We start from the raw sequence: 22090 nt of genomic DNA on the forward strand, positions 1-22090 counted from the left end.
GGCGAGTTTTTCTGTGAGAAAAACATGTTCAACCTGTTCGGACGGCTATATCTGTTCCGTCCTGATCTATACCAGCATGGTGTTTCGAAAATTGAGCGCGGCAGTCGCTGGCTACTCAGTTTTGCCCTGACCCGGAGCTAGTGTCCCGTCTGGCTAATTCGTTAACCTACTGAGCCACTGAGGAGTTTGAGAGCAAGGCGCGATGGCGAAGGTTTGGTGGTTCCAAATCGAGTCAGCGCAACACGGCTATCAAACTCCTCAGTGGCTCCCGAAAGGCGCGACGCAGTAGGTCAACGAATTAGCCAGACGGGACACTGGTCAGTCATCAGATTTGGGCAGGCAGACCCTTTTGCTCTGGGCGGACAGACTGTTCCATTTCTGTTGGTCGTCATTGCGCACTTTTTCCAGGTATCCGGCGACCTGGTCAAAGTGCTCTTTGGTTGCCCCCAATGTTCTGCCCGCATCCCGATGCATGCGTGACAGCGAGGCAAGGGCCTGGTATCCACGTCCCTCTTCATCCAGCGAGTCAATCACCAGGGCCAGGTGGGAAGAGCAGAAAATGTGCGTGTTGCGCTTGTCGTAATCCGTGTCCTGGGCCCAGCTGGCGGGGCTGAACAGAATCAGGAGCGCTGCAAGACTGGCGGCTGTTTTCATGGGGTGTTACTCCCGGCGACGGTGTAAGTGTATAGTCGGTCCCGGCTATGAACTTTACATACTCTCAAAGCTTTTCTCTATGTATTTACCAGTCCGCACCGCGCAATCGCCCTTGCTTGCAGCGATGGCTTCCGCAAGCTGGTAATAAATAACCGTAATCAGTCTGGCTGTCATTACCAGACACAGGCAGAATGGCGAACATACTCCCGGATGTTCGCTTTAAGGTGCCAGACTGCCGGGGCAGAAACCGACAATACGAGACAGGATAACCCGCTATGACCCTACATATCGAACTCGCACCGCTGATCAGCCTTGGTGCCGGCATCGGTATTCTGGTGTTCCCCAAGCTGCTTAACTATATCGTTGCCGGCTACCTGATCACTCTGGGTGTACTCGGGCTTCTCGGCCACTCTTTCTGAAACTGCCCGGCTGCCAGTGTCCCGTCTGGCTGCTTCGTTAACCTGCTGAGCCACTGAGCGCATTGAGAGCCCAGACGGGACACTGTCTAGGTTTCATTCAGCAACCGCTCTTTGGCTTCATTGATCCGGGCCGCAAGATAATTGCTTCCGCCCCGATCCGGATGCATTTTCTGCATCATCCGGCGGTGGGCCCGAATGATCTCGTCCCGGCTGGCGCCGGGCTCGACGCCCAGAATGTCCTGCGCTTCGTTTATGGTCAGCGGGCCACCGGCCCTGGTGCTATCGCCAGATTGCCCGCTGTTATCTTCATCAGCCCTGTCAGCGCCGGCATCATCGTCAGCCCGCCAGGAATCACCGAACCGGCGGTCAAGGTAGGTTTCCAGCAGCCGGGCAGAGTCCTGGTCCTGCTCACGGCAGTATTGCAACAGCTCGAGAAATTCACTCTCGCCCAGGTCCGCCAGCTCGCGCCCTTTCATGGGCCCTTTCAGGATGCTGCCGCTCATGATGCCGGAGTCATGGTCCAGACTCATATCCAGAATATCGCTGGCAACGTGAGACTGGTTGCCCGCTTTCGCTTTAGCTCCCCCTGCTCCTGCCATGCGCCCCATCAGCAAGGATGGCAGCATCCGGCGCAGCAACGGTAAAAGAAACGCCAGCAAACCGAAAATAAAATGCAGCCGGCCAGTCACCGCCAGCAGAACGACCAGCGCGATAGCCGCAATCAACACCAGCTTGATAATTGCCGGTTTGCGCTGGCTGGGCGGCTGGCTGCGAAGCCATACCCAGGCGACAATGGTCATTACGATAACCAGCAGCGTTAATGGCACTGAGACTCTCCCGGTTTTTGCTATCTGATCTGTTGGGTCAGGCGCTTGACTTCCGGGGAACTGCGGCTGGAAAAATCCTGCAATGCTTTGGTCCCCCCGGACGCATAGACCGCTACAGCCGCCATAAGATCCTTAAGCACCTGCGGGCTGTTGCGGTCAAAGGGGGCATAGGCGCCGCCGGACAGCTTGCTCACCTGCTGGAATACAGCCCTGGCGTGAGCATCGGCACCTTCATGGAACATGAATACCGGGGTCCGCAGCATGCCAAGTTCGCCAGCAATATGGCAAAGCTCGTCAACCGGCTCTTCGCAGCAGTCCCCGATAAACACCACAGCCCTGACGGGTTCTGCCCGGGTCTCCTTCACGGCATGTGCCAGTACCCGACCAATCTGGGTGCGGCCACCCAGACAGGAGACGCCATTCATCAGATTCAGCAACTGGCTGGTCTCATTCACAAACTTCGTGGCCCGGAATTCGCCAAAACCACGGTAATAACACAGTTGAATCGCCAGTCCACCGAGATCCCGGGTCGCCATGAACAGCTCACTCTGCAGGTGGCAGGCCTGATCCCAGGTCGGCTCACGACTGCCGGTCGCGTCGAGGGCGAAGATCAGTCGCCCCGGTTTGCCACCTGGCCCCGCACCGGTCTGGGGCAAGGTACGGACCTTCTCGATAAACTGGTCGATGGACTGTTTATCGGATCTGGTGGATAAATCTTTGTCGGACATAAGCTGTTGAAATCCGTGTAAGCTGGCTGATAGTTCAATACGAGCTTAGCAGCCTGGCGGACCTGATGGCGGAAAAGACAATGCCAGTCACAGCTCCGCATTATTTGCCTGATTGATCCTGTCCGTGAATCCAGTCTGTTAGACTTGCTCTGTTAACTTCCGCTGAAATCCCAACAGGCTGATTCATGAAACTCAATCCCTTTAATACCCGTATCGGTCTCGCACTCGGCGGCGGCGCTGCCAAGGGCATTGCTCATATTGGCGTGCTGAAAGCTTTCGAGGAAGAGCAAATAAAGATTCACTGTATTTCAGGAACCAGCGTAGGGGCTCTGGTCGCCAGTTATCACGCCTTTGGCCGCCCGGCGGAGTCCATCCTGACGATCTGTTCCACGCTGAATCTGTCCAAGATTATCGATTTTACTCTGGAACGCGGTGGTCTCTTCAGTACCAAAACCATTCGCGAAATGATTCATCGGGATCTGGGGGATTGCCGCATTGAAGATGCCGACATTCCTCTGGCTATCTGCGCAACGGATATCGAAACCGGCGAGCAACTGATTTTCAGAAAGGGCAATCTGGCCGATGCCGTCTGTGCGTCCATGGCCGTGCCCGGCCTGTTTGTTCCGGTTGAGGTAGATGGCCGGATTCTGGTAGACGGAGGCCTGGTTGAAAATGTCCCGATATCGCCCCTGAAGCAAATGGACGCCGGTATTATCGTGGCCATTGACCTGAGCCACGTCTCCCGCTATCCGAAGCCGGAGAATACGTTTGATGTGATCAGCAACGCCATCAACATCGGTATCGACTTCAATACCCGCAAACAACTGAAAAAAGCGGATATAGCAGTGCCACTGGATCTGGGCGGTTACAGCCTCACCAACAACTCCGACTGTGTGGACGAACTTTACCTGGAAGGCTATCACCCGATGAAGAAAAAAATTCAGCGTTTGCTCTGGTATAAACGGGTTAATATTGCGATCCGGCTCATAAAAGGCGCCAAGGCACTGCTGCCGCTCAAGGTGCCCGACATTTTCAAAAGCCTTAAACGCTTTACATAAAATAATGCCGGAGCAGCTGTAACACGATCAGCAGCGCCACCAGGGGCAGGATCCACCGGGTGATATGGCTGTAGTCCCGGCTGTCGCCCTTGGGGGCGTATTTTTCAATCAACGGAACAACGATGATCAGGCCCAGAAACAGAACAGCGAGGATTGTCAGCAGTGTGCCCATGGCGAATCTCCGGGGAAAGTAACTCTCGGCTCAGAAATTCTGCGTCTTGAGCCAGCTGTAGACCCGCATCGGCGGGATATTTCGCAGTTCCAGTGAACAGCTTGCAGGCCTGCCCATGATCGGGTTGGTAATCACGGCGACATCCGCGCGGAACTGATACGCAACGAAGCGCCCCCCCTCGGCCAGGTTATCCCTTACTGATTGCACCACGCGGGTAGCAACGGCCTCCGGTATTTTCGAGAAGGGGATGCCGGAGATAATAACATCGGGTTGCCCCATTGCGTTCAGTTTCAGAATCTCTGCAATCTCATCAGCGCTCCCCAGATGATTGATGTAGCGCGGGTCATCGATCTGGCCAAGCAGTTCATGGAAGTAAGAACTCACCTCGATTGAAAGCAGTTGTGCATCCGGACCAAGATGCCGCAGAAACGCCCGGGTAGTACCCCCGGTTCCGGGCCCCAGCTCCACCACCCGCCTGGCCGCAGCCAGATTTGATGCCGTGGCGATACGCTGCTCGAGAAATCGTGAACTGGGGACCACTGACGCCACCTGGCCAGGTTCCCTCAGAAATCCACGCAGGAAATCGAAAGCCATCACGATTCAGACCTTTCTTTGTTCTGATTCCCGGAAACTGACTGATCATCAGCGCTTTCTTCAGTGTCGTAAGTATAGGGTTCGCCATGCTCGTCCTGAAGCTGGTAGTCGTAGGCCGCCTGCAGGCCGGTCTCCTCTTCCGCCGGCTCTGGGGGCGCCTGATCAATGTAACGCGGATACAGCGGCGAAAGCAGTGCCAACACGATACCGATAGCGGAGAAGGCGGCAAACGCATCACTGTAGCCAAAGTTCTTCACCAGCAGGCCAACGATCGGTGAGCCGGCCGCCTGACCGAGCGAAACCGCGAGGAATGGCAGCACCGGACCCATCGACAACCGGCCCGGCAACAGCCGGATGCCTGTCATCAGATAGAGACCCGTGAGACTCATATAGGCCAGGCCAAAAACCAGCCCGGAAAATGCCGCAAGCAATGTCTGGCTGGGGCTGGCGGCCAACAATGACAGGCTGGCGGCCAGCATCGTCAGCATCAGCGCCTGAGTCACGGGCGGGTTGTTTCGATCGGCAAGATCAGCCACCACTGCGCCCCCGAGCCCGGCGAAACCAACCGCCAGCCAGAGCCACCCGGTTGCCGCAGAGGGCATTTCGCCGAGGGTGACCACCAGATCGGGCGCAAAGATCCAGTAAGCGGCGGAGACGAATCCCATCACGAAAGCAAATAGCGAAAGCCTGAACAGCCGCCACCACTGCAGCGCAGTGATTGGCGCCGGCGGCGCCGCATTCGAAGGCGCAACCCGGGACACCGAGGGAATAAAATACCAGGCAGCAAGAACCCCGATCGCCGCAAGAATGGCGAAAGAAATGTAGGCGTAGCGCCAGAGGCCGGCCATGAACAGAACCGTCGGTACGGCAATCATGATACCGATACTGGTGCCCGCATTCATCGCGGAACTGACCCGCCCATGCACCGAACGATCAACCAGCACCTGCATGGCTGCTGTCAGCGCCGGCATCATCAGACCGGTACAGATACCGCAGGCAAACACCCCCACCCCGAGCGAAAGCGCGCCAGAAGCCTGGCTGATCAGCCCCAGTCCAATCACACCAAAACCACCGGAAAGCACTGCCGTATTGCGGGCGCCGAGGCGATCGGCTGCAAGCGGAGCAACCAGCGTGGCCAGCACGAAGCTGACAAGCGGCAATGCACCGATGATACCGATCAGGCCGGGAGTCAGACCCAGTTCGGTGCGAATGGGCGGCACAAAAAGACCAAAGGCAAAGCGCGCAAGCCCGTAACTGATTGCAATCAGGGACGCGCCAAAAAAAGCAAATCCTGTACTCGATAACGACTTCACGATTTTCTCTCCGGCACTTGCGCACCAGCCTCAGCGTTAGCTTTATCAGACTAGAAGTTGTTGTTTCCGACGGCAAACCATTTTGTGGCTGAACCCGGGCTTGATATCTGACCTGCTCATTCTGGGCCCGGGTTCACACAATGCTGATGATTATAATAAAGGTCTGCCTGTAATGATCGGTTTTTGATATGGTTTCAGTCAATGCCCGACAGCAGACTGGAACCAGGCGCCGGATAAACCAGGGACAGTTGATACATGATTACAGTCCATCATCTCAGTAATTCCCGCTCACAACGCATTCTCTGGATGCTGGAAGAACTTGGAGTGCCCTACCAGGTCCGGCGTTACGAGCGTGACCCCGAAACCATGCTGGCACCCGCCAGCCTCAAGGAAATACATCCGCTGGGCAAATCACCGGTGATCACCGACGGCGATCTGGTGGTGGCTGAATCCGGCGCCATTATCGAATATCTTGCCAACACCTATGGCAAGGACACCATGCTGCCGGCCGGTGGCGGCCAGCAGTGGCTTGATTACACCTACTGGTTGCATTACGCTGAGGGCTCGCTCATGCCGCCGCTGGTATTGCGGCTGGTGTTCCAAAAGGTAAAAACCAGCCCGATGCCATTCTTTATCAGACCAGTGGCAAAGGGCATCGCCGACAAAACCACGGCAACGTTCATCGGCCCGATGATCAAAACCCACCTGGATTTTGTCGAGTCCCACCTGGCAAAGAACACCTGGTTTCTGGGAAACCAACTCAGCGCGGCGGATATTCAGATGAGTTTTCCGCTGGAAGCCGCCGTTGCCCGGGGTATGGTCGGCGACAACCGGACCCACATCACAGCCTGGGTTGAAAGAGTGCACGCCAGACCTGCTTATCAACGAGCCCTCGAAAAGGGCGGGAAATATGATTTTGCCTGAGCGGATGCTTTCAGATTCTGCTGCAGGCCAATGTCACGCTCATGAAAGAACCCCACAAACCCTGTCAAAAACCCTATAAAGTCTGCCTATGATATTTGGAGTCGCCTGGTTCGTAGTTTTCTGGTTCGGACTGATCCTGGTCACACTGATTGCTGCCGCAGTATTCATCCTGCGCCGGAATCGGGGCGCCGGAAATGACAGCGGAGCTTTCCCCCGCCCCGAGGAAAGTGAAGCCCATCGGCAGGTTATCGCAATGGTCAAGGGTCTGCATACGGCCGCTAAAGGGCGCCATGGCCGCGCTCGGGTAAAGGCATTGCGTAACTATATGGACAACATGAGAGATGACCTTGAGCTGGCCTCCGAAATCCGGACCCCGGCCAGCGACGCTCCTCCGGGAGAGTGGGTCATTGCGCCCAGGGCAAAGCCGGGCCGTCGCATTCTCTATATTCACGGCGGCTCCTGGATCGCCGGCAGCCCCAAAAGCCATCGCGCCATCACCGACCGGTTGTCGCAATTGGCCCGGGCCTGCGTATTCGCCGTCGATTACCGGCTGATGCCGGAAAACCAATATATGGACGGCATCAGGGACTGCCGCCAGGCTTACCAATGGATGCTGGAAAATGGCCCGGACGGGATGGCCCCGGCCGACTTCATCGTCGTGGCGGGGGACTCTGCTGGCGGCAGTCATACCCTGGGGCTGATCGCGTGGATACGTGACCAGGGTCTGCACCCTCCGGATGCTGCGATTGCACTATCTCCGTCCACCGAACTGATACTTTCCTCCCTCGGCGACCAGCCCAATCTGAAAACCGATGTCATGCTGGGGCCAACTGTTAAAAAATTGTCCCGGATTCCGCCGCCACTGCTGTGGTGGGGCACAGTTATGGGCATGCGCGTACTACCTTCCAACCCGCTGGCATCGCCTCTGCGTGGGGATTTGCGGAATCTGCCACCAACACTTATCCATGCCAGCGAATCGGAAATTTTACTGGAAAACGCCGAACGCTATGCGGCAAAAGCCCGGTCGGCCGGCTCGCCCGTTGAAATTGAAACCTGGCCTGGAATGGTACATGTATGGCACCTGTTTACACCGCTGATACCGGAAGCAGAGGAAGCGTTCCAGCATATCAGGGAGTTTCTGTCACGGGTCGAGGCAGGCTCAAGGTAAAGCAACATCTTGCGTTTATTTCTTGTCGGCTCAAAAATGGCCTGCTAGCTTGAAGCTGGCGTTTTAAAAAAAATCGATAAAACTCCACTGTGAACAAAAAAAAGACTCAAGGAGAACATTATGCAAGATCTAAAGGGTAAAGTAGCCATCGTCACCGGCGGCTCTCGTGGCATCGGCCGCCACATTGCACTGCAGTTGGCCGCGCGCGGCGCCGACGTTGCCATCAACTACCGCTCACGTCAGTCTGACGCAGATGAAGCCCTCAAGGAAATTGAGGCCAAAGGCGTCAAGGCACTGGCAATCCAGGCAGATCTTTCCGACATGTCAGCGGCCCGGAGCCTGATACAGCAGGTCAAGGAGCAGTGGGGGCGCATCGACATCCTGGTCAATAACGCCGGCATCACCCGCGACAAGTCGATGAAAAAACTCACTGATGAAGACTGGAACGAGGTCCTTGATACCAACCTCGGCAGTGTCTACGCGACATGCTCCGAAGTACTGAAAACCATGTTGGACCAGAAATTCGGTCGCATCATCAACATCACCTCGTTCGTTGGGCAGGCCGGTAACTTCGGGCAGGCCAACTACGCGGCCAGCAAGGGCGGTATCATCGCATTTTCCAAGACCATGGCCCTGGAAACGGCCAAAAACGGCATCACGGTCAATTCCATTGCTCCCGGCTTCACCGAGACCGAAATGCTCGCCCAGGTACCGGAGAATATCCGCGAGCAGATCATTGCCCGCATACCCATGGCTCGTTTTGGTCAGCCCGAGGAAATCGCCCGCGCGGTGGTGTTCCTGGCAGCAGAGGGAGACTACATCACCGGCCAGCAGATCAACGTGAACGGCGGTGTTTACATGTAATACCGCCAGAGTCGGTTGTCATTGCAACCGCTGGCTCTTGTGGCTTAATTGGTGTCCGTGCTGCCTGCAATACGCGGGTAGCAACGGTCGCCCTCCATCCTGTGAGCGCTTTAAGCAAGATTGGAGATTGCTGATTGCCTGCCGTGGCGGTTCCATTACAACAACCAAGGAGAGAGCCCATGAGCAACCCCATCATTGCGGACAACAAACCCAAGAAAGTCACGCTGGAAGAAGGCAAGAAATACATGTTCTGCGTCTGTGGACGCTCCAGTGGCCAGCCCTTCTGCGACGGCTCCCACGCAGGAACGGGTTTTACCCCCAAACGCTATGAGGCCGAAGAAAATGGGCAAGCCTTCCTGTGCCAGTGCAAACACACCAGCGATGCACCGTTCTGCGACGGCACCCACGCCAGATTTGAAAACGATCAGGTTGGCACAGAAGGGCCGGGCTAGAAACCGGAGCAAAGTCAGACAATGATCAGGCTTCACCAATTACTGGCGCTGGTTGCCTTCGCCACCCTTGCCCAGGCCGGCCAGAGCGCGACTCGCTGCGGCAGTTCGCTGGTCAATGAGGGAGCCTGGCCCATTGAGGTAGAGGAAAGCTGCGGACCACCGGACTATGTCGCGGAATACCCAACGACGACGATTCCCGGACTTGGCGTGGTTCAGACCGTAGAACACTGGTATTACAACCCGGGCCCGCAGCGCTTTATCCGGCGTATGGTCTTTCGCAATGGCACGCTCGCCCGAGTTGATGACCTGGGCTACGGCTTCCACGTTTCCGACTCACCAAGCTGCGATCTCAATACCCTCAGGCACGCCAGAACTGAATACGAACTGATTGCGCGCTGCGGCGAACCCGAATCCAGAAGGGTGGAATGGCAGTTCCCATCCAGCCAACGGCATGCGAAAAGCTGGCAAACCCGGCAAGCTGTGCTGGTTCAGGAGTGGTTATACGACTTTTCAGACAATCAGTTCCGGCAGGTTGTCAGACTGCGCAACGGACAGGTTGTGGATATTGCATCCCGTCCCAGCAGATAGCATCCTCACGGGGGCTGTGGGCGGCGGTCTGCCCCGGTAACCATAAGCCTCAGACTACGTAGGGTTCGCCCTGCTCAAAGCGACTGCGAACCCAGCTTATCCGGGTTTCGGCCGTTGCCAGTTGATAATGTGGAGAGTCCTTGAACGAACGCCAGCTGCCGCCCCACACCAGCGGACCGGTGGCGTATTCGGCGACCGCATCGTAATCGCTCTGATTCGTCGAATAGGCCCCGTCTTCCGCAAAAATACCGATGTCCCAGGCAATGCCAAAATTATGATTGCTCTGGCCACCCCGTGCCCGCGTGATCACCGGGCCAGGGTTACCATAGCGACCCTGGCGAAAGAGTGAATTCTGCTCCTGGTAAGTACGGGTTCCGGAGATAATTTTCACATTCACACCCCGGCTCAACGCCCGGGTCATGAACTCGCGAGCTTCACTCTGAGCCCGGATGGAGAGGGACGAAATCTTCTGTTCCGTGCGCCGGTCAAAGGTGCCAAGTCTGTCCTTCAGTTTTTCATACTCGGCATCAAAAGCGCCAGCGGCTGCCTCGGAAAGAGGGCCCCACAACCCGTCCAGCGCGCCGCGATAAAAGCCTTCCGACTTCAGCAGTCGTTGAAAGAAAAGCACATCCTCGCCAAATAATCTGTCGCTCATCCTGAACCTCCGAATCCCTGACCTTCCACACCGAACCTCATCGTAACCGGCAAACTTACGATATCCCAATCAAATGGCGTCATAAAATACATTGATGACGTTCGCGACTCACTTCTTTAATAGTGAACCTGTCTTACCAATGTTAGGACACATTTCTGGATTCTGCCTGATGTCAGTCTTCGATCATCAGCGCCAGAGCCGGTCCGGACCCCATGAACCCTAGCTTTTCGAGGTCCTGGGCTCGGGCTTCTCTTCGTCAAGCCAGGTACCGCAGTATTTACAGTATCTCGCGTCCCTTTCGTGTCGATGTCTACCGCATCCCGGGCAGGCTTCATCGGAGTAGCGCTCGGCACGCAGAGCACGAATGACCTCGGCGGAAAAAACGCCAACGGGAAGCGCAATAATCGAGTAACCCACCAACATGATCATTATGGAGATAAACTGTCCCCAGGCTGTAACCGGTGTTATATCGCCATAGCCGACCGTTGTCAGTGTCACCACCCCCCAGTAAATGGATCTGGGAATACTGGAAAAGCCCGCTTCTACCGGCTCAATCAGATAGAGAAGGGAAGAAAAGATGGTCACAATTATCAGCATTGTGAACAGAAACAGCAGGATCTGGTCCCGGCTGCGAATCAGTGCGTCCAGCAGCAGGCGGCCCTCCCCCACAACCGTCATCATTTCCAGTACCCGGAACAGACGCAGAGTACGCAGCAGGCGCAATACGACCAGAGTCTGCGCGCCCGGGAACAGCAGTGCCAGCCAGGTTGGCATAACGGCCAGGACGTCGATAACACCATAGAAGCTTTTCAGATAGAGCTTCGGTTTTTCCAGACAATAAATACGCAGGCCGAGTTCAAGGGTGAACAGCAGCGTCACGCCCCACTCCAACCGGTAAAACAGCTCACCGAAGCGGGCATGATATTCCGGAACACTGTCCAGAAGAATTATCCCGACACTGACAAATATCAGCAAAGCCAGAAAAATATCGAAGCTCTTGCCGAGGCGGGTGTCAGATTCGAAAATGATCTGAAACAGCCGCATTTTGAGGCCCAGGCCGCCCGGTTTCACATTAGCCATCCAGACCTCCTCTCTGCCTGCCACTGGCAATCCGGCCGTTCGGTGACCGGACCCGGACCCGGGTCCTGATGACCAGCGCGGACCATTTCATGGCAACAGCAGTGGCGCCGGAGCAGAGCATCGTTGACCTCAGCAACCTGATAACATCCTTTGGTGACGCTGTTGCCGGGTTTAAAGATACCGCCCACCGGCGCCGATCGCCACCACAATCAGCCCAAGAATCAGGTTGGTACCCACCAGCCTGCGAATCTGCCCCACCTGGCGCCCGCCTTCCTGTGGATCCTGGTTGGCAACGGCCTGCTGCAACCGCCGGAAGGGGGCAAAATAGACGTAAAGATAGAGCAGGATCATCACAATCCCCAGCGTCTGCATGGCGTGGATATGCCAGCCGGCACCCGCCATGCCACCGAACACACTGAAGACCATCCAGTAACCGGTCACCAGAAGCAGGATCACCGCCGCCCATACCCACCGAAAGAACCGGGCCAGAGTATGACACCAGAGCTTGCCCCGCTGTGACGCGTCAATCACCTCGACGACCGCAGGACGCATGGCCATATAGGCGAAGAACATGCCGCCAACCCAGATTACAGCAGAGAGAACATGTAGTGCGATAGCCAGACTCATAAAGCAGATCCCGCATAAGAAGTGGTGTGTTGAACAAAAATTTCACCGGTATCATAACCAAATACCAGGCCATTCGCAGACCGTTTTCGCAATTGCTGAAACCGGTTCACTGGCATACCATGCCAACACATTCCTGTCAGGATGCCAGCTTCATGGCCACCAGCCTGCCCTTTTCTCAGGCCTGTGAGAACAACAAGGCCCCGATCCTGGAACGACTCCGTGAGATCTTTGACGGGCCGGGCAAAGTACTGGAAGTGGGCACAGGAACCGCACAGCATGCCGTGCATTTCGCGGATGGAATGCCCCACCTGCAGTGGCAACCGACCGACCGTCCGGATGCGGTGGCTATCTGCCGCCCCCGGCTGGACCAGGCGGCGCTGCCCAATATTCTGCCGGTCATTGAGCTGGATGTCGGCACGTCTCCCTGGCCGGTTGAATCCTTCACCTGGGCCTTCTCAGCGAACACCGCCCATATCATGGCGTGGTGGGAGGTTGAACAGATGTTTGGCAATATTGGCGCACGTCTGGCAACCGGAGGGGCATTTTGTCTGTATGGCCCATTCAACAACCAGGATGAGTTTTCCAGTGAAAGTAACAGACAGTTTGACCAGCATCTGAGAGCCCGGGCACCACACATGGGCATCCGGGATCTGGAAGATCTGTCGCGACTGGGCCGGGAAGTGGGACTGGTGCTGTCGGCGATTTTCAATATGCCTGCGAACAACCGGCTGCTGGTTTTCAGACCGGTATAACCCGGGAGTCGCCGGCTGCCGGCTGGTCAGGGCATCAAGCAGATTAATCAAATGGAGAGTGTCCACCGGCTTGACCAGGTATCGGGTTGCTCCTGTCTCTAACGCCTTCAGGTGTGCCTCCATATCGTCCCGGCGGAAGAGAAATATGATCGGCGATATAGCCCCCGGCCCTGCCAGCATCGGTGACTGCAATGCACCAGGTCAGCCCGGGCATAAGGCCAGGTTGACATGTCCTGAAGTTAGCTGAATCATACGATTCTATGTGCAGCGCTAAACACGACCCCGAAAACCGCAGCAACGGCGCATCAGAAGAGCTGGTCAGGCCACTGGACGCAGCCATTCATCGCCTTGCTGAACGTAATGCCATTGCGGGCGTCTCGCCGGTCTTTGAAGTCATCGATACCGCAAAGCCCCTGATGTTCAGTCCGGAAGGCCTGGAAGCGCTCTACGCGCGCGTGCCTGATATTGAAGCCGCCGGTTTTTTTGGCGGCAGCGACTGGGACTACCCGCAGACACTGGTCCCTTCCCTGGCCGCACGCACAGTCCGCCATGGCGAACCGGCCGCCACCATGGTCGAAAGCCTGAGCCAGATCCGCCTTCTGGCAGTGGCGAAAGGCGACTTCATCCACCCGTCGATCTCGGCGGAACACGCCAGCCACTTTCTCGCTCAGGCCCTGGCGCTGAACCTTGATCTGGTGGTCAGTAATCTTCAGGAGAGCGACCGCCTGCGGCCGGAACGGCTCGGTCATGCCGTTCAGAATCTGTATCACTACCTTATTCAGCATCTTGGCTATGAAAACCTGCTGCAACATCTGGTGGCTGAAGTCTGGCGGATTCTGACCCAGCGCCCGGTTCAGGTAGATGGCGTCAAACAGATGGTAACCCAGATAGCGGTCTGCCTGGAAAAACCGGACGCGCCGGGTGGCGAAGTCAACGACGACGCCGTGCAGCTGATTAACGCCGTGTTCAGCCCGACCGACGGTTGCCGTGAAGATCCCGGGTTTGAAATCTACGCCGAGCGACTGGCGGAAATGGACGATGCCACCCTGCTGCAGGAGGCCATCGCCTTTGCCCAGGCCATGCACAATACCGGTCTGGTGTCGGCCTACATGCCGGTGTTCATACGCTACCTGCGTAGTCGCTGGAACGAGCTGATTCCCACAGCCCTGGGATTAAGCTATACCGGTGCCGATGCTTTTCACTGCTACCCCGCGTTGATCCATCGCCTGATTGACGAGGCCCTGTTTCCGGAGACCAGCCAGTGTGCCTACGGCCTCGCGATGATGCTCGAGCGGGGCATCCTGTATTCGCCTCCGCTGGCGCCTTCGCTGTGGCGTCAGATACGCCTGCCACTGTGCGAGGCCGCCGCCGGGAAGATTGAGGCCGTCTTCGGCAGCAGCCGCTCCCCCGAGTGCTTTCTGCTCGCCGACGTACTCAATGTGCTTGGCCGCCCGCTGGGCATCGGACAGGGCAACTATCCCACCTGCCAGTCCACCCGCGCCCTGTCCATGTGGGCCTACAACATGCCGGCAGAACTGTTGCGGATCCTTGCCTGGGCGGCGCGGGACGATGAGATCGTAATGCGCTTTGAAGGTAACAGCATATCGTCGCGGGAACTGGGCACCGGCCTGGCTACCGAGCCACCCGTGGAAGTGGATGCGGTATCCCTGCTGACCGTGCCGCTCCTGGATCGCATCTATTTTGAAATGGGTCGACGCAGTGTCGGGCGTGGGGAAGATCCACACAAATGGGTCAATGCCGAATTCCATGGCGATCATGTCGGCCACGGGTTTCGTATTGCCGTGGACGTATTCACCGGTCGCCTCAAAGACTTCGACGGATTTATCCGCGATTTTTATGCTTCCTACCATCCACTCTACAACGGCAACATCCCGGTCATCAATCCACAACCGGCCGGCATTGCGGTAACCGACAGCGCCACGCGCTTTCTTGGCTGGCACGCTATCACCATCCAGCGGCTTGCGCTGGATGCCGACAAAACCATGCGCGTCTACTTTTTCAACCCCAATAACGACAGCGGGCAGGACTGGGGCCAAGGCATCGTTACCTCCACCCACGGCCACAACGAGCGCTATGGTGAGGCCTCGTTACCGGTGGCCGAGTTCGTCTCCCGCCTGTACGTCTTTCACTATGACCCGCTCGAGCTCAGTGAGCCGGGCGATGTCCCGGCCGATGAGGTCAGGCGGGTTGTGGATCTGGCGAAAGGCAGCTGGGCTTCTGAGCGTTAGGCCCAGTGTCCCGTCTGGTTAATTCGTTGACCTACTGCGAATTAACCAGACGGGACACTAGAGGTCACGCGCCTCCCGCGCGTCGGCAATGCCACCCCGGTTTTTTACATTGGTGTAGCCTGCACTTTCCAGGGCGGACTTGGCTTGACCTGCCCGGTTTCCGCTGCGGCAATAGAGGTGAATCTCCCTGTTTTTATCCGGAAACTGCTCGCTGACCTGCGCCACAATATTCTGGTGTGGCATGAGCGGATCGCCATCAATATGATCCTGCCGATGCTCGGCTTCCGTGCGGACATCAATCCACACCCGCTCCGCCTGAGCCGCCAGCGGCAAAAGCACCAGTGACAGAAATATCAGGACGGCCTTCATTGAAAAAGAGGCTCTCATAACCAGTTCACTCCTTGCATTGGGACTCGAACACCGGTCGTTACGACCAGACTTGCCGGAAGATCTAATTGCTTGCGGCTTCCGCGCATTTTATACACAGAGTGGTGTAAGGCAATATCTGCAACCGCCGCGGATCTATGTTCTCGCCGCAATTTTCGCACTCCTCACCCTGCCCGTTAGCCAGTCGAGCCAGGGCACGTTCGATCTGCCACAGTTCTGAGCGGACTTCCTCTTCCAGTGAATCCACTACTTCATCATTCTGGGTCTGCACCGCCTGCTCCTCGGAGTCCTTCTCCAGGGCGCCGTCATGGCGATGCTGATGGGCCTCATACTTTTCCAGCCGCGCCTTCAGGTCAGCGCGAAGGGTTTCAAGCTCGGACTTGCGATTACTCATAAAGATTTCCCGTGCCGGGACTTTTACCCGGCCAAATAACGCCTACAATAACGCATAATCATGACAGGAAATTGATGCTTGTCAAAACTGACTCCGGCAATAATCTGTGCCAGTTTCTGCAACCGGCCTGGACCCTCCGGGCCCCGCCATTAAGGATTTCAAGATGAGCGAAAACCGTCTTTTTCGGCAGAACTGTTCTGCCAGTGCGAGCGGGCGCTGACCGATGCCTGAACAAACCTCACTTCAGACCCTGTTCGACACCCTCCCGCAGACCGGACGAGTGGAATGGATCGGCATCCGCCCCGCCCGTGATGAAACCATGAAGGTGCTCGACAGCGTAGCGGTCACACCGGGCAAAGGCCTGGAAGGTGATCGATTCAGGGGCCGTGAGAACAGCAAGCGGCAGGTCACCCTGATCCAGCAGGAACACCTGCACGCCATTGCCTCCTGCGCGCAGCGGGGCGCCATTGCCCCGGACATTTTCCGGCGCAACATAGTGGTCTCTGGCATCAACCTGCTGGCCCTGAAAGACAAGCGGTTCCGGATCGGCAGTGTGGTACTGGAATACACCGGCCTTTGCCACCCCTGCAGCAAAATGGAAACTGCGATTGGTCCCGGCGGTTACAATGCCATGCGCGGTCATGGAGGTATTACTACACGGGTGGTTGAAGGGGGTGACATTGCTGTTGGGGACGAGGTCAGGGCCCGGGTATAAAACCGGGCCCGATGAAAACTGATACAGTCTGCATTAAATACCGTACTCATAGAGCAGGCGCGGCCAGCCGGGAGCAATCAATCTACGACAGCGGAGATATATGACTACTTCCACAGAACTGCTGCAATCCCCTCTCTTCCAGGCTATTGCTGATCTGACCTTTGACTCTGTAATGGTGACGGAAGCCACTGACGACCACAAAAACTCCGTCGTAATCTATGTCAATCAGGCGTTCACCGAGATGACCGGATATGAAGCGGAAGAAGTTCGGGGCAAGACTCCCGGGCTGCTACAGGGCCCGGACACTGATAAAGCGGTGACGGATCGCTTGTCTGAAGACCTCCGGAACAACCGCACGTTTCATGGCAGCACGGTCAACTATCGCAAGGATGGCACACCTTTCACGATCGAATGGAAAGTCTCGGCGATAACGGACGGCACCAGCGCCACGCATTACGTCGCCGTGCAGCGAGCCCTGGACTGACATCCAGGGCCAGAGCAGGCCCGCTTCCCGACTGACCCCGGGCACCCGGCGCGAGCGGGAATTGCCCGGTAAGTCAGTCATCAAGAGCGCGGGCGCAGTTCAACTGACGATTGCCTGTGAGCAACTGCGCTCAGGCCTGGCCGAATCGCTGTTGCAGAAAGGCCTTGATATCGTCGGACTCGTACAGCCAGCGCTCACTGCCATCCTCCTGGCGAATTCTCAGGCAGGGCACCTTGATACGGCCGCCACCGGCCTCCAGCGCCGAACGATGCTGGGGGTCATGCTGAGCATCGCGGGTTTCAATGTTCAGGCCGAGCCGGGCGATTTCCTTGCGCACCTTGATACAGAACGGGCAGGCGCTGAACTGGTACAGAGCGAGATCTTTGCTGGCGGCATCGGCGCGGGCCTGTTCTTCAGCGCTGCGGGTCATGGCCTGCGGGGTGCTGAGCTTTTCGCTGAGCAGCATAAAGGGTGTAAGCACCAGGCGCAGGGTGCGGAAAAAATAACGAATAATCATTCTCATGGGTAAGACTCAAACTCCGGATTGAAGGCGGCCTGCCAGGTCTCGGCTTTCAGGCTCGACCTGAATGCTTGATAGCGGTGATGAAGGTACCACTTTAGCCGGTTGATCCGATACCTCACCTCGTTTCTCTGATATCCGCGGTGACCACGGGCGAACCCGTACAAACGGTATGGGCGCAGCATAAAACAGTTCCATCTAGTGTCCCGTACCGAGATGCGTGATCAGTTCATCACAGTTGCAGTCGATGATGCTGACGTTATGAAAGCCCATATGCGTCAGCGCTGCAGCCGCCAGCGCTGCACGACCGCCGGTCGCACAATGCAAGAGAATGTTCCGGTCCGGATCTGTTGTATGTTCGGTGATTTTCATCTCGAGCACACCACGTGGAATATTGATGGTGCCGGCTGGACGCTTTTCAGCCACTTCGCCGGGCTCCCGCACATCAAGCACAAGGGCATCGCTGTTTTCGGAAAGCAACTCCCGGGCCGCCTGCGGAGTCAGGCAATGCAACGAGGACTTGGTTTCCGCAACAATCTCTTGCAAGGTTTTCAGACTCATGATGAGTTACTCCTTTTCGGGGGTTTTGCTGGCAACCGGATTTGCCTGCAACAACCAGCGCATAGTCGGCTATCGCACCAGAATCCTTGAGGCAAAGTTTTATAACCTGCTGATTATTTCTCAAATACAGAGTGACAGCCCGGTCGACAAAGTTGGCGTATCAGCCAACATCAGGCCACCATTATATCTGAAACAGAACTGTCCCGTTTTGCTCAAGGATCTCACCCCATGGAACCTGCTGACATCTTACTCGCGCTGCTCTTTGGCTGTATTGGTTTTGGGTACTTCATGTACGCAAGACGAACCAGGAATCTGGTGGCACGTTACTGCGGCATTGCGATGATAGTGTATCCGTATCTGGCGAGCAGTGCCTGGGAAATGGTGGCGGTAGGAGTCGGGCTGATGCTGGTGCCGCGGTTTATCGAGATCTAGGAAGCCTCTGAACAGCAGTCTCAAGCCCGGGAGCGGCCATGAAAAAACTCAAGAACGAAAAAGAACTGGCAATCTGGGCCTCAAAGCAGCCCACAGCCGGACAATGACCAGACTCTGTCGGGCGCCATCATCAGAACACCCCCGTCCCCGCCAGTTCGCGGATAATCTGAATTGTCTCAATATCAGTGGCCACGTAGGCCTGATGGAGAAACTGGTCATACGCCATTGTATCGCCCGCGTTCTCGATGCTGGCGGAGTGATAGCGAAAACGGACAAAAATTGATTCCGGTTCCGGCTCTTCAATGTCCATGACGAGTGTTGCAGCCGCAACCGTTTCCGTTGGCTGCGTCCGGTACTCGACTCTCGTCTCCGGAAAAAACCTGACTTCGTCGATAACCTGCAACCCGGGCAGTTGCAGGCATCGTTTCAGGTAGGCCGGTTGCTGCTCGAGAATTTCATAGTCGTCAACGCCTACCAGGAACTTGTCCGGGCGCCGGGCTCTGAGCACCAGCCCTTCCCAGATCTGAAAGCGGGTCAGGGCTGGTAGCTCTGGCCTGGTCAGGTCGTTTACCTGAACAATGTGCTCAAACGCCATCTGGTCTCCTGTCTGTTACCCTGGCATGATCTGCGAATGTCAGCTCAGGCAAGCTCACGCAGAACCCGTTCATGCGCTTCAAGGCTTGCCTTATCAAACAGCACAAACCGGACCAATCGCACTGAAGAAAGTCCGGCTACCGCACCATGCACCGTTTCCACGGCAATCCTGGCCGCCGGCTCCTTGGGAAAGCCGAAAGCACCGGTCGATAGTGCGGGAAAAGCGATCGAAGCAGCCTGATGTTTCTCAGCCAGGTCCAGCGCATTGCGGTAACAGGCCGACAGCAATTCGTCAGCAGGCTTGTCCCGGCCATATACCGGCCCCAGGCAATGAATGACCGCCTGGTTGGGCAGATTGTGCGCCCCGGTGATTACCGCCTCACCCGGCCGGATCGGAGCAAGTGGCTTGCACTCCTCCTCCAGGCCCGGCCCTGCTGCCCGATGAATCGCACCCGCGACACCGCCACCAGTCAGCAGCTCGGCGTTAGCCGCATTGACAATGGCATGAATATCAGGCTGATCAGTAATATCACCCTGCACACATTCGATAGTGACATTCCCTATGGTTCGCTTCGTCATAACAGTTCGCTGCCGATAAAATTCAGGATCTCTTGCCTACAAATATCATTAATCAAAACCTGTTAAAAGCCGCTGCCCTCAGCACGCTAAAGTCTGCTGGTTCTTTTATCCTGTCCCGATTTTTCCTGGTCTGTTAAAGTTTCCTGAAGAGAGCCGTTTCCTCTGGCGGCAGTCCTGCTTCAAACGCACGACCAACCGCGTGGTATGCTCGGTGTGATCAGCTGGATTGAGCAATGTAATCCCTCTGCACAACCTTGTGGTGAATGAATGTTCAAGATTCCAGAGCTGTCAGGGACGAATCTGATCAGGACCTCCTTTCTTGCCCATAACCAATCCGTTTTCCTGGTGGGCTGGAAGACGCGTCGTATCCTCGCGGTCAGTGATGCCGTACATCGTGTCTTCGGCTGGCGACCGGAAGAGCTCCGTGGCCACACCACCGAGATGCTGCATGTTGATGACGACAGCTTTCATCGGTTCGGCGCAATATCCGAGCACATGCTGGAGTCGAAAAAGGACAGTTTTCACTGTTTTTTCATAATGCGGCGCCGCGATGGTTCCACGTTCGACACGGAGAACATGCTGGGCATTATTCGAGACGAGACCGATGAGCCGATAGCCGCGGTCAGTATTGTCTCTGATATCTCCCAGGAGAACTCCAGATTACGACCGGCCGCGCACCAACAGGACGCCACCCTGCTCGGCGACCGTTTCCCTGGCGGCATATTCCAACGCGTACAGCGCCCGGGTGGTGACGCTGTCTACAACTTCCTTCGCGGAGATCTGGCCGCACAACTCGGTGTCGACCCCGAACGGGCCAGGGTCAATCCGCGCGCTGTGCTGGATTGCATACTCCCGGAAGACCAGGAACGACTCTATCATGCCATGGATAAAACCCGGCAGAGTCTCTCGATACTGGAAATGGAACTGAGCGCCTACACTACCTGCGGCGAGCTGCGCTGGTTACGCAGTATTTCGCAACCACGCCGACTGGATGACGGCTCCACGATCTGGGATGGCCTGATTCTGGATATAACCGACCAACGTTCGGCCGAGAACCAGGTCCATCACCTGGTGATGCATGACCGGGTTACCGGATTGCCCAATGTCGTCACTTTCGAAGAGCGTCTTCAGGACGCGATCAGATATGCAACGGAGAAAGGCCGCTTATTGGTGGTTGGTACACTGGACGTGATTCGTTTTTACCGGGTCAACGAAAGCCTGGGCTTCAAAAAGGGGGATGAGACATTACGAAAGATTGGCGCCCGCCTGCAGTCGGTCCTTTACGGTAACGACATGGTGGCGCGTTATGAAGGCGATCAATTCCTGTTTCTGGCTCAGGACCTGGACACGCCGGAAAGCGTCCACCATTTGGGGCACGAGATCATCGCGCTGTTTGATGAGCCACTGGAACTCGACGGAGGCTCTGTCTTGTCGGTATCGGTAAAGCTCGGGCTGTCGGTTTTCCCGGATGATGCCAAAACACCTGACGGGCTTCGCCGCGAGGCAGATCTGGCTTTGCAGCGGGTGCGCAAGGATGCCGACCGGAGTTTTGAGCTCTATTCCGCGGAAATGAGCCGGCTTGTACTCGAAGCCATGGCACTGGAGAAAGACCTCAAGGACGCGATTCAGGATGGCACCATCGTGCCTTACTACCAGCCACAATTTGACGCGAACAGCGGTAGCCTTTGTGGCATGGAAGTGTTGGCCCGGTGGCCGCTTTCCCGGGGCGGCATGGTATCCCCCGGTCGTTTTATTCCCCTGGCCGAGGAAACCGGACTCATTCACCCATTGATGGAGCAACTGGTGGATGCAGTGCTTGGTCAGATATGGCAATGGCATCAGCAGGGTCTTGCAGTACCGCGGGTGGCGATTAATGTGTCCGCTCACCAGATACGTCGACAAGGATTCTTCGACTCGTTATTTGAGCGGCTTGCGCACTATAATCTGGGCATTGAGGCGTTGACGGTGGAGATCACCGAGTCCGCCTTCCTGCTCGATTTCGCACCCGTCCGTTCCATTCTGGAGGCCCTGGCCCAGAAAGGAATGCGCTTGTCCATTGATGATTTCGGTACTGGCTATTCCTCACTGAGCTACCTCAGCAAGCTGCCCTTCCGCGAACTGAAAATCGACCAGGCTTTCGTCGCGGAAGTCGATGTCAGCCCGCGCAAGCGCGCGATGGTGAAAGGCATCATCGAGCTGGCCCGCGCGCTGGAACTTGAGGTGGTAGCGGAAGGTGTGGAAACCGAAAGCCAGTTGTCAGAACTCAGGGCACTCGGCTGCGATTCGATTCAGGGGTTTTA

Annotated in this window: 27 protein-coding genes and 1 pseudogene; 13 read left to right on the top strand and 15 right to left on the bottom strand. The window is 56.6% G+C overall.

The genetic code is table 11. From position 1 onward, the window contains the following. Positions 1–141: pseudogene (locus VJ956_RS14345) on the top strand (2OG-Fe(II) oxygenase); the annotation flags it as partial. Positions 142–318: 177 nt separating this feature from the next. On the opposite strand, the gene VJ956_RS14350 reads toward VJ956_RS14345, so the two are convergent. Further along, positions 319–654: a hypothetical protein gene (locus VJ956_RS14350; protein ID WP_324085724.1), complete on the bottom strand. Its 336-nt coding sequence runs from the start codon at positions 652–654 to the stop codon at positions 319–321. Positions 655–929: 275 nt separating this feature from the next. On the opposite strand from VJ956_RS14350, the gene VJ956_RS14355 reads away from it, so the two are divergent. Next, on the top strand, positions 930–1073 hold the full coding sequence (locus VJ956_RS14355) for a DUF3096 domain-containing protein (protein WP_324085725.1): 144 nt from the start codon (positions 930–932) through the stop codon (positions 1071–1073). Positions 1074–1159: 86 nt separating this feature from the next. On the opposite strand, the gene VJ956_RS14360 is transcribed toward VJ956_RS14355, so the two are convergent. Together VJ956_RS14360 and VJ956_RS14365 are read right to left on the bottom strand one after the other, a co-directional pair. Further along, positions 1160–1900 (bottom strand): DnaJ domain-containing protein, encoded by a 741-nt coding sequence (locus tag VJ956_RS14360; RefSeq protein WP_324085726.1) that lies wholly within the window; start codon positions 1898–1900, stop codon positions 1160–1162. 20 nt (positions 1901–1920) lie between these two features. Next, positions 1921–2628 (bottom strand): VWA domain-containing protein, encoded by a 708-nt coding sequence (locus VJ956_RS14365; protein WP_324085727.1) that lies wholly within the window; start codon positions 2626–2628, stop codon positions 1921–1923. Positions 2629–2813: 185 nt separating this feature from the next. Between VJ956_RS14365 and VJ956_RS14370 the strand changes: the two genes are divergently transcribed. Then, a complete protein-coding gene (locus tag VJ956_RS14370) occupies positions 2814–3686 on the top strand; it encodes a patatin-like phospholipase family protein (protein WP_324085728.1) in 873 nt (290 codons plus the stop codon). On the opposite strand, the gene VJ956_RS14375 is transcribed toward VJ956_RS14370, so the two are convergent. Genes VJ956_RS14375 through VJ956_RS14385 form a run of 3 tightly spaced genes read right to left on the bottom strand, consistent with a single transcriptional unit; the run spans position 3679 to position 5765 of the window. Beyond that, the gene (locus VJ956_RS14375; protein WP_324085729.1) at positions 3679–3858 is read right to left on the bottom strand and encodes a hypothetical protein; all 180 of its coding nucleotides are present in this window, start codon (positions 3856–3858) and stop codon (positions 3679–3681) included. The two genes, VJ956_RS14370 and VJ956_RS14375, sit on opposite strands and share 8 nt — an antisense overlap. A 30-nt stretch (positions 3859–3888) precedes the next feature. Continuing rightward, entirely contained in the window at positions 3889–4452 is a 564-nt protein-coding gene (locus tag VJ956_RS14380; RefSeq protein WP_324085730.1) for a hypothetical protein, read from the bottom strand. Next, on the bottom strand, positions 4452–5765 hold the full coding sequence (locus VJ956_RS14385) for an MFS transporter (RefSeq protein WP_324085731.1): 1314 nt from the start codon (positions 5763–5765) through the stop codon (positions 4452–4454). Before VJ956_RS14385 ends, VJ956_RS14380 begins: the two co-directional genes overlap by 1 nt. Positions 5766–6020: 255 nt before the next feature. Between VJ956_RS14385 and VJ956_RS14390 the strand changes: the two genes are divergently transcribed. From VJ956_RS14390 to VJ956_RS14410, 5 genes are all read left to right on the top strand, one after another. Continuing rightward, positions 6021–6689 carry a glutathione S-transferase gene (locus tag VJ956_RS14390; RefSeq protein ID WP_324085732.1) on the top strand — a complete coding sequence of 223 codons (669 nt, stop codon included), beginning with the start codon at positions 6021–6023 and terminating at the stop codon, positions 6687–6689. Between the two features lie 88 nt (positions 6690–6777). After that, positions 6778–7857 carry an alpha/beta hydrolase gene (locus VJ956_RS14395; protein ID WP_324085733.1) on the top strand — a complete coding sequence of 360 codons (1080 nt, stop codon included), beginning with the start codon at positions 6778–6780 and terminating at the stop codon, positions 7855–7857. Between the two features lie 120 nt (positions 7858–7977). Beyond that, positions 7978–8721 (top strand): 3-oxoacyl-[acyl-carrier-protein] reductase, encoded by a 744-nt coding sequence (fabG, locus tag VJ956_RS14400; RefSeq protein ID WP_324085734.1) that lies wholly within the window; start codon positions 7978–7980, stop codon positions 8719–8721. Between the two features lie 179 nt (positions 8722–8900). Beyond that, the gene (locus VJ956_RS14405) at positions 8901–9173 is read left to right on the top strand and encodes a CDGSH iron-sulfur domain-containing protein (protein WP_324085735.1); all 273 of its coding nucleotides are present in this window, start codon (positions 8901–8903) and stop codon (positions 9171–9173) included. Between the two features lie 21 nt (positions 9174–9194). Beyond that, the gene (locus VJ956_RS14410) at positions 9195–9761 is read left to right on the top strand and encodes a DUF2845 domain-containing protein (protein ID WP_324085736.1); all 567 of its coding nucleotides are present in this window, start codon (positions 9195–9197) and stop codon (positions 9759–9761) included. Between the two features lie 49 nt (positions 9762–9810). Here the strand turns inward: VJ956_RS14410 and VJ956_RS14415 are convergent, their stop codons facing one another. The 3 genes from VJ956_RS14415 to VJ956_RS14425 all read right to left on the bottom strand — a co-directional run bounded on the left by VJ956_RS14415 (position 9811) and on the right by VJ956_RS14425 (position 12123). Beyond that, a complete protein-coding gene (locus VJ956_RS14415) occupies positions 9811–10416 on the bottom strand; it encodes a M15 family metallopeptidase (RefSeq protein ID WP_324085737.1) in 606 nt (201 codons plus the stop codon). Between the two features lie 219 nt (positions 10417–10635). Beyond that, positions 10636–11496, bottom strand: a complete 861-nt coding sequence (locus tag VJ956_RS14420; protein WP_324085738.1) for an ion transporter — start codon at positions 11494–11496, stop codon at positions 10636–10638. A 171-nt stretch (positions 11497–11667) separates the two neighbouring features. Further along, positions 11668–12123, bottom strand: coding sequence for a CopD family protein (locus tag VJ956_RS14425; protein WP_324085739.1), 456 nt, complete (start codon positions 12121–12123; stop codon positions 11668–11670). Between the two features lie 29 nt (positions 12124–12152). On the opposite strand from VJ956_RS14425, the gene VJ956_RS14430 reads away from it, so the two are divergent. Beyond that, a complete protein-coding gene (locus tag VJ956_RS14430; RefSeq protein ID WP_324085740.1) occupies positions 12153–12875 on the top strand; it encodes a DUF938 domain-containing protein in 723 nt (240 codons plus the stop codon). A gap of 260 nt (positions 12876–13135) precedes the next feature. Then, positions 13136–15124, top strand: coding sequence for a hypothetical protein (locus VJ956_RS14435; protein ID WP_324085741.1), 1989 nt, complete (start codon positions 13136–13138; stop codon positions 15122–15124). Between the two features lie 57 nt (positions 15125–15181). Here VJ956_RS14435 and VJ956_RS14440 read toward each other — a convergent pair whose 3' ends face one another. Together VJ956_RS14440 and VJ956_RS14445 are read right to left on the bottom strand one after the other, a co-directional pair. Then, positions 15182–15511 carry a rhodanese-like domain-containing protein gene (locus VJ956_RS14440; RefSeq protein WP_324085742.1) on the bottom strand — a complete coding sequence of 110 codons (330 nt, stop codon included), beginning with the start codon at positions 15509–15511 and terminating at the stop codon, positions 15182–15184. Positions 15512–15575: 64 nt separating this feature from the next. Continuing rightward, the gene (locus tag VJ956_RS14445) at positions 15576–15905 is read right to left on the bottom strand and encodes a TraR/DksA family transcriptional regulator (RefSeq protein ID WP_324085743.1); all 330 of its coding nucleotides are present in this window, start codon (positions 15903–15905) and stop codon (positions 15576–15578) included. Positions 15906–16128: 223 nt separating this feature from the next. Between VJ956_RS14445 and VJ956_RS14450 the strand changes: the two genes are divergently transcribed. Further along, positions 16129–16620 (top strand): MOSC domain-containing protein, encoded by a 492-nt coding sequence (locus VJ956_RS14450; protein ID WP_324085744.1) that lies wholly within the window; start codon positions 16129–16131, stop codon positions 16618–16620. A 100-nt stretch (positions 16621–16720) separates the two neighbouring features. Continuing rightward, complete coding sequence (locus VJ956_RS14455) at positions 16721–17104, top strand: PAS domain S-box protein (RefSeq protein WP_324085745.1); 384 nt, start codon at positions 16721–16723, stop codon at positions 17102–17104. A gap of 130 nt (positions 17105–17234) precedes the next feature. Here the strand turns inward: VJ956_RS14455 and VJ956_RS14460 are convergent, their stop codons facing one another. The 4 genes from VJ956_RS14460 to VJ956_RS14475 form a co-directional block, all read right to left on the bottom strand. Beyond that, positions 17235–17627, bottom strand: coding sequence for a glutaredoxin (locus VJ956_RS14460; RefSeq protein WP_324085746.1), 393 nt, complete (start codon positions 17625–17627; stop codon positions 17235–17237). 195 nt (positions 17628–17822) lie between these two features. Then, on the bottom strand, positions 17823–18185 hold the full coding sequence (locus VJ956_RS14465; RefSeq protein WP_324085747.1) for a rhodanese-like domain-containing protein: 363 nt from the start codon (positions 18183–18185) through the stop codon (positions 17823–17825). Positions 18186–18747: 562 nt separating this feature from the next. Beyond that, the gene (locus VJ956_RS14470) at positions 18748–19212 is read right to left on the bottom strand and encodes an AtaL-like protein (RefSeq protein WP_324085748.1); all 465 of its coding nucleotides are present in this window, start codon (positions 19210–19212) and stop codon (positions 18748–18750) included. Between the two features lie 44 nt (positions 19213–19256). Next, positions 19257–19790, bottom strand: coding sequence for a macro domain-containing protein (locus VJ956_RS14475; RefSeq protein WP_324085749.1), 534 nt, complete (start codon positions 19788–19790; stop codon positions 19257–19259). Between the two features lie 267 nt (positions 19791–20057). Here VJ956_RS14475 and VJ956_RS14480 point away from each other — a divergent pair. Then, the coding region (locus tag VJ956_RS14480; RefSeq protein WP_324085750.1) for a putative bifunctional diguanylate cyclase/phosphodiesterase at positions 20058–22090 on the top strand (2033 nt) is incomplete at its 3' end.

The sequence above is a fragment of the Marinobacter sp. genome (assembly GCF_035268745.1).
Taxonomy (GTDB): domain Bacteria; phylum Pseudomonadota; class Gammaproteobacteria; order Pseudomonadales; family Oleiphilaceae; genus Marinobacter.

What these genes read in the sequence shown, in the direction of transcription:
- VJ956_RS14350 (WP_324085724.1), bottom strand. Translation starts at nt 654, where the DNA reads ATGAAAACAGCCGCCAGTCTTGCAGCGCTCCTGATTCTGTTCAGCCCC.
- VJ956_RS14355 (WP_324085725.1), top strand. Translation starts at nt 930, where the DNA reads ATGACCCTACATATCGAACTCGCACCGCTGATCAGCCTTGGTGCCGGC.
- VJ956_RS14365 (WP_324085727.1), bottom strand. Translation starts at nt 2,628, where the DNA reads ATGTCCGACAAAGATTTATCCACCAGATCCGATAAACAGTCCATCGAC.
- VJ956_RS14370 (WP_324085728.1), top strand. Translation starts at nt 2,814, where the DNA reads ATGAAACTCAATCCCTTTAATACCCGTATCGGTCTCGCACTCGGCGGC.
- VJ956_RS14375 (WP_324085729.1), bottom strand. Translation starts at nt 3,858, where the DNA reads ATGGGCACACTGCTGACAATCCTCGCTGTTCTGTTTCTGGGCCTGATC.
- VJ956_RS14380 (WP_324085730.1), bottom strand. Translation starts at nt 4,452, where the DNA reads ATGGCTTTCGATTTCCTGCGTGGATTTCTGAGGGAACCTGGCCAGGTG.
- VJ956_RS14390 (WP_324085732.1), top strand. Translation starts at nt 6,021, where the DNA reads ATGATTACAGTCCATCATCTCAGTAATTCCCGCTCACAACGCATTCTC.
- VJ956_RS14395 (WP_324085733.1), top strand. Translation starts at nt 6,778, where the DNA reads ATGATATTTGGAGTCGCCTGGTTCGTAGTTTTCTGGTTCGGACTGATC.
- fabG (WP_324085734.1), top strand. Translation starts at nt 7,978, where the DNA reads ATGCAAGATCTAAAGGGTAAAGTAGCCATCGTCACCGGCGGCTCTCGT.
- VJ956_RS14405 (WP_324085735.1), top strand. Translation starts at nt 8,901, where the DNA reads ATGAGCAACCCCATCATTGCGGACAACAAACCCAAGAAAGTCACGCTG.
- VJ956_RS14410 (WP_324085736.1), top strand. Translation starts at nt 9,195, where the DNA reads ATGATCAGGCTTCACCAATTACTGGCGCTGGTTGCCTTCGCCACCCTT.
- VJ956_RS14415 (WP_324085737.1), bottom strand. Translation starts at nt 10,416, where the DNA reads ATGAGCGACAGATTATTTGGCGAGGATGTGCTTTTCTTTCAACGACTG.
- VJ956_RS14420 (WP_324085738.1), bottom strand. Translation starts at nt 11,496, where the DNA reads ATGGCTAATGTGAAACCGGGCGGCCTGGGCCTCAAAATGCGGCTGTTT.
- VJ956_RS14425 (WP_324085739.1), bottom strand. Translation starts at nt 12,123, where the DNA reads ATGAGTCTGGCTATCGCACTACATGTTCTCTCTGCTGTAATCTGGGTT.
- VJ956_RS14435 (WP_324085741.1), top strand. Translation starts at nt 13,136, where the DNA reads ATGTGCAGCGCTAAACACGACCCCGAAAACCGCAGCAACGGCGCATCA.
- VJ956_RS14440 (WP_324085742.1), bottom strand. Translation starts at nt 15,511, where the DNA reads ATGAGAGCCTCTTTTTCAATGAAGGCCGTCCTGATATTTCTGTCACTG.
- VJ956_RS14445 (WP_324085743.1), bottom strand. Translation starts at nt 15,905, where the DNA reads ATGAGTAATCGCAAGTCCGAGCTTGAAACCCTTCGCGCTGACCTGAAG.
- VJ956_RS14450 (WP_324085744.1), top strand. Translation starts at nt 16,129, where the DNA reads ATGCCTGAACAAACCTCACTTCAGACCCTGTTCGACACCCTCCCGCAG.
- VJ956_RS14455 (WP_324085745.1), top strand. Translation starts at nt 16,721, where the DNA reads ATGACTACTTCCACAGAACTGCTGCAATCCCCTCTCTTCCAGGCTATT.
- VJ956_RS14460 (WP_324085746.1), bottom strand. Translation starts at nt 17,627, where the DNA reads ATGAGAATGATTATTCGTTATTTTTTCCGCACCCTGCGCCTGGTGCTT.
- VJ956_RS14465 (WP_324085747.1), bottom strand. Translation starts at nt 18,185, where the DNA reads ATGAGTCTGAAAACCTTGCAAGAGATTGTTGCGGAAACCAAGTCCTCG.
- VJ956_RS14470 (WP_324085748.1), bottom strand. Translation starts at nt 19,212, where the DNA reads ATGGCGTTTGAGCACATTGTTCAGGTAAACGACCTGACCAGGCCAGAG.
- VJ956_RS14475 (WP_324085749.1), bottom strand. Translation starts at nt 19,790, where the DNA reads ATGACGAAGCGAACCATAGGGAATGTCACTATCGAATGTGTGCAGGGT.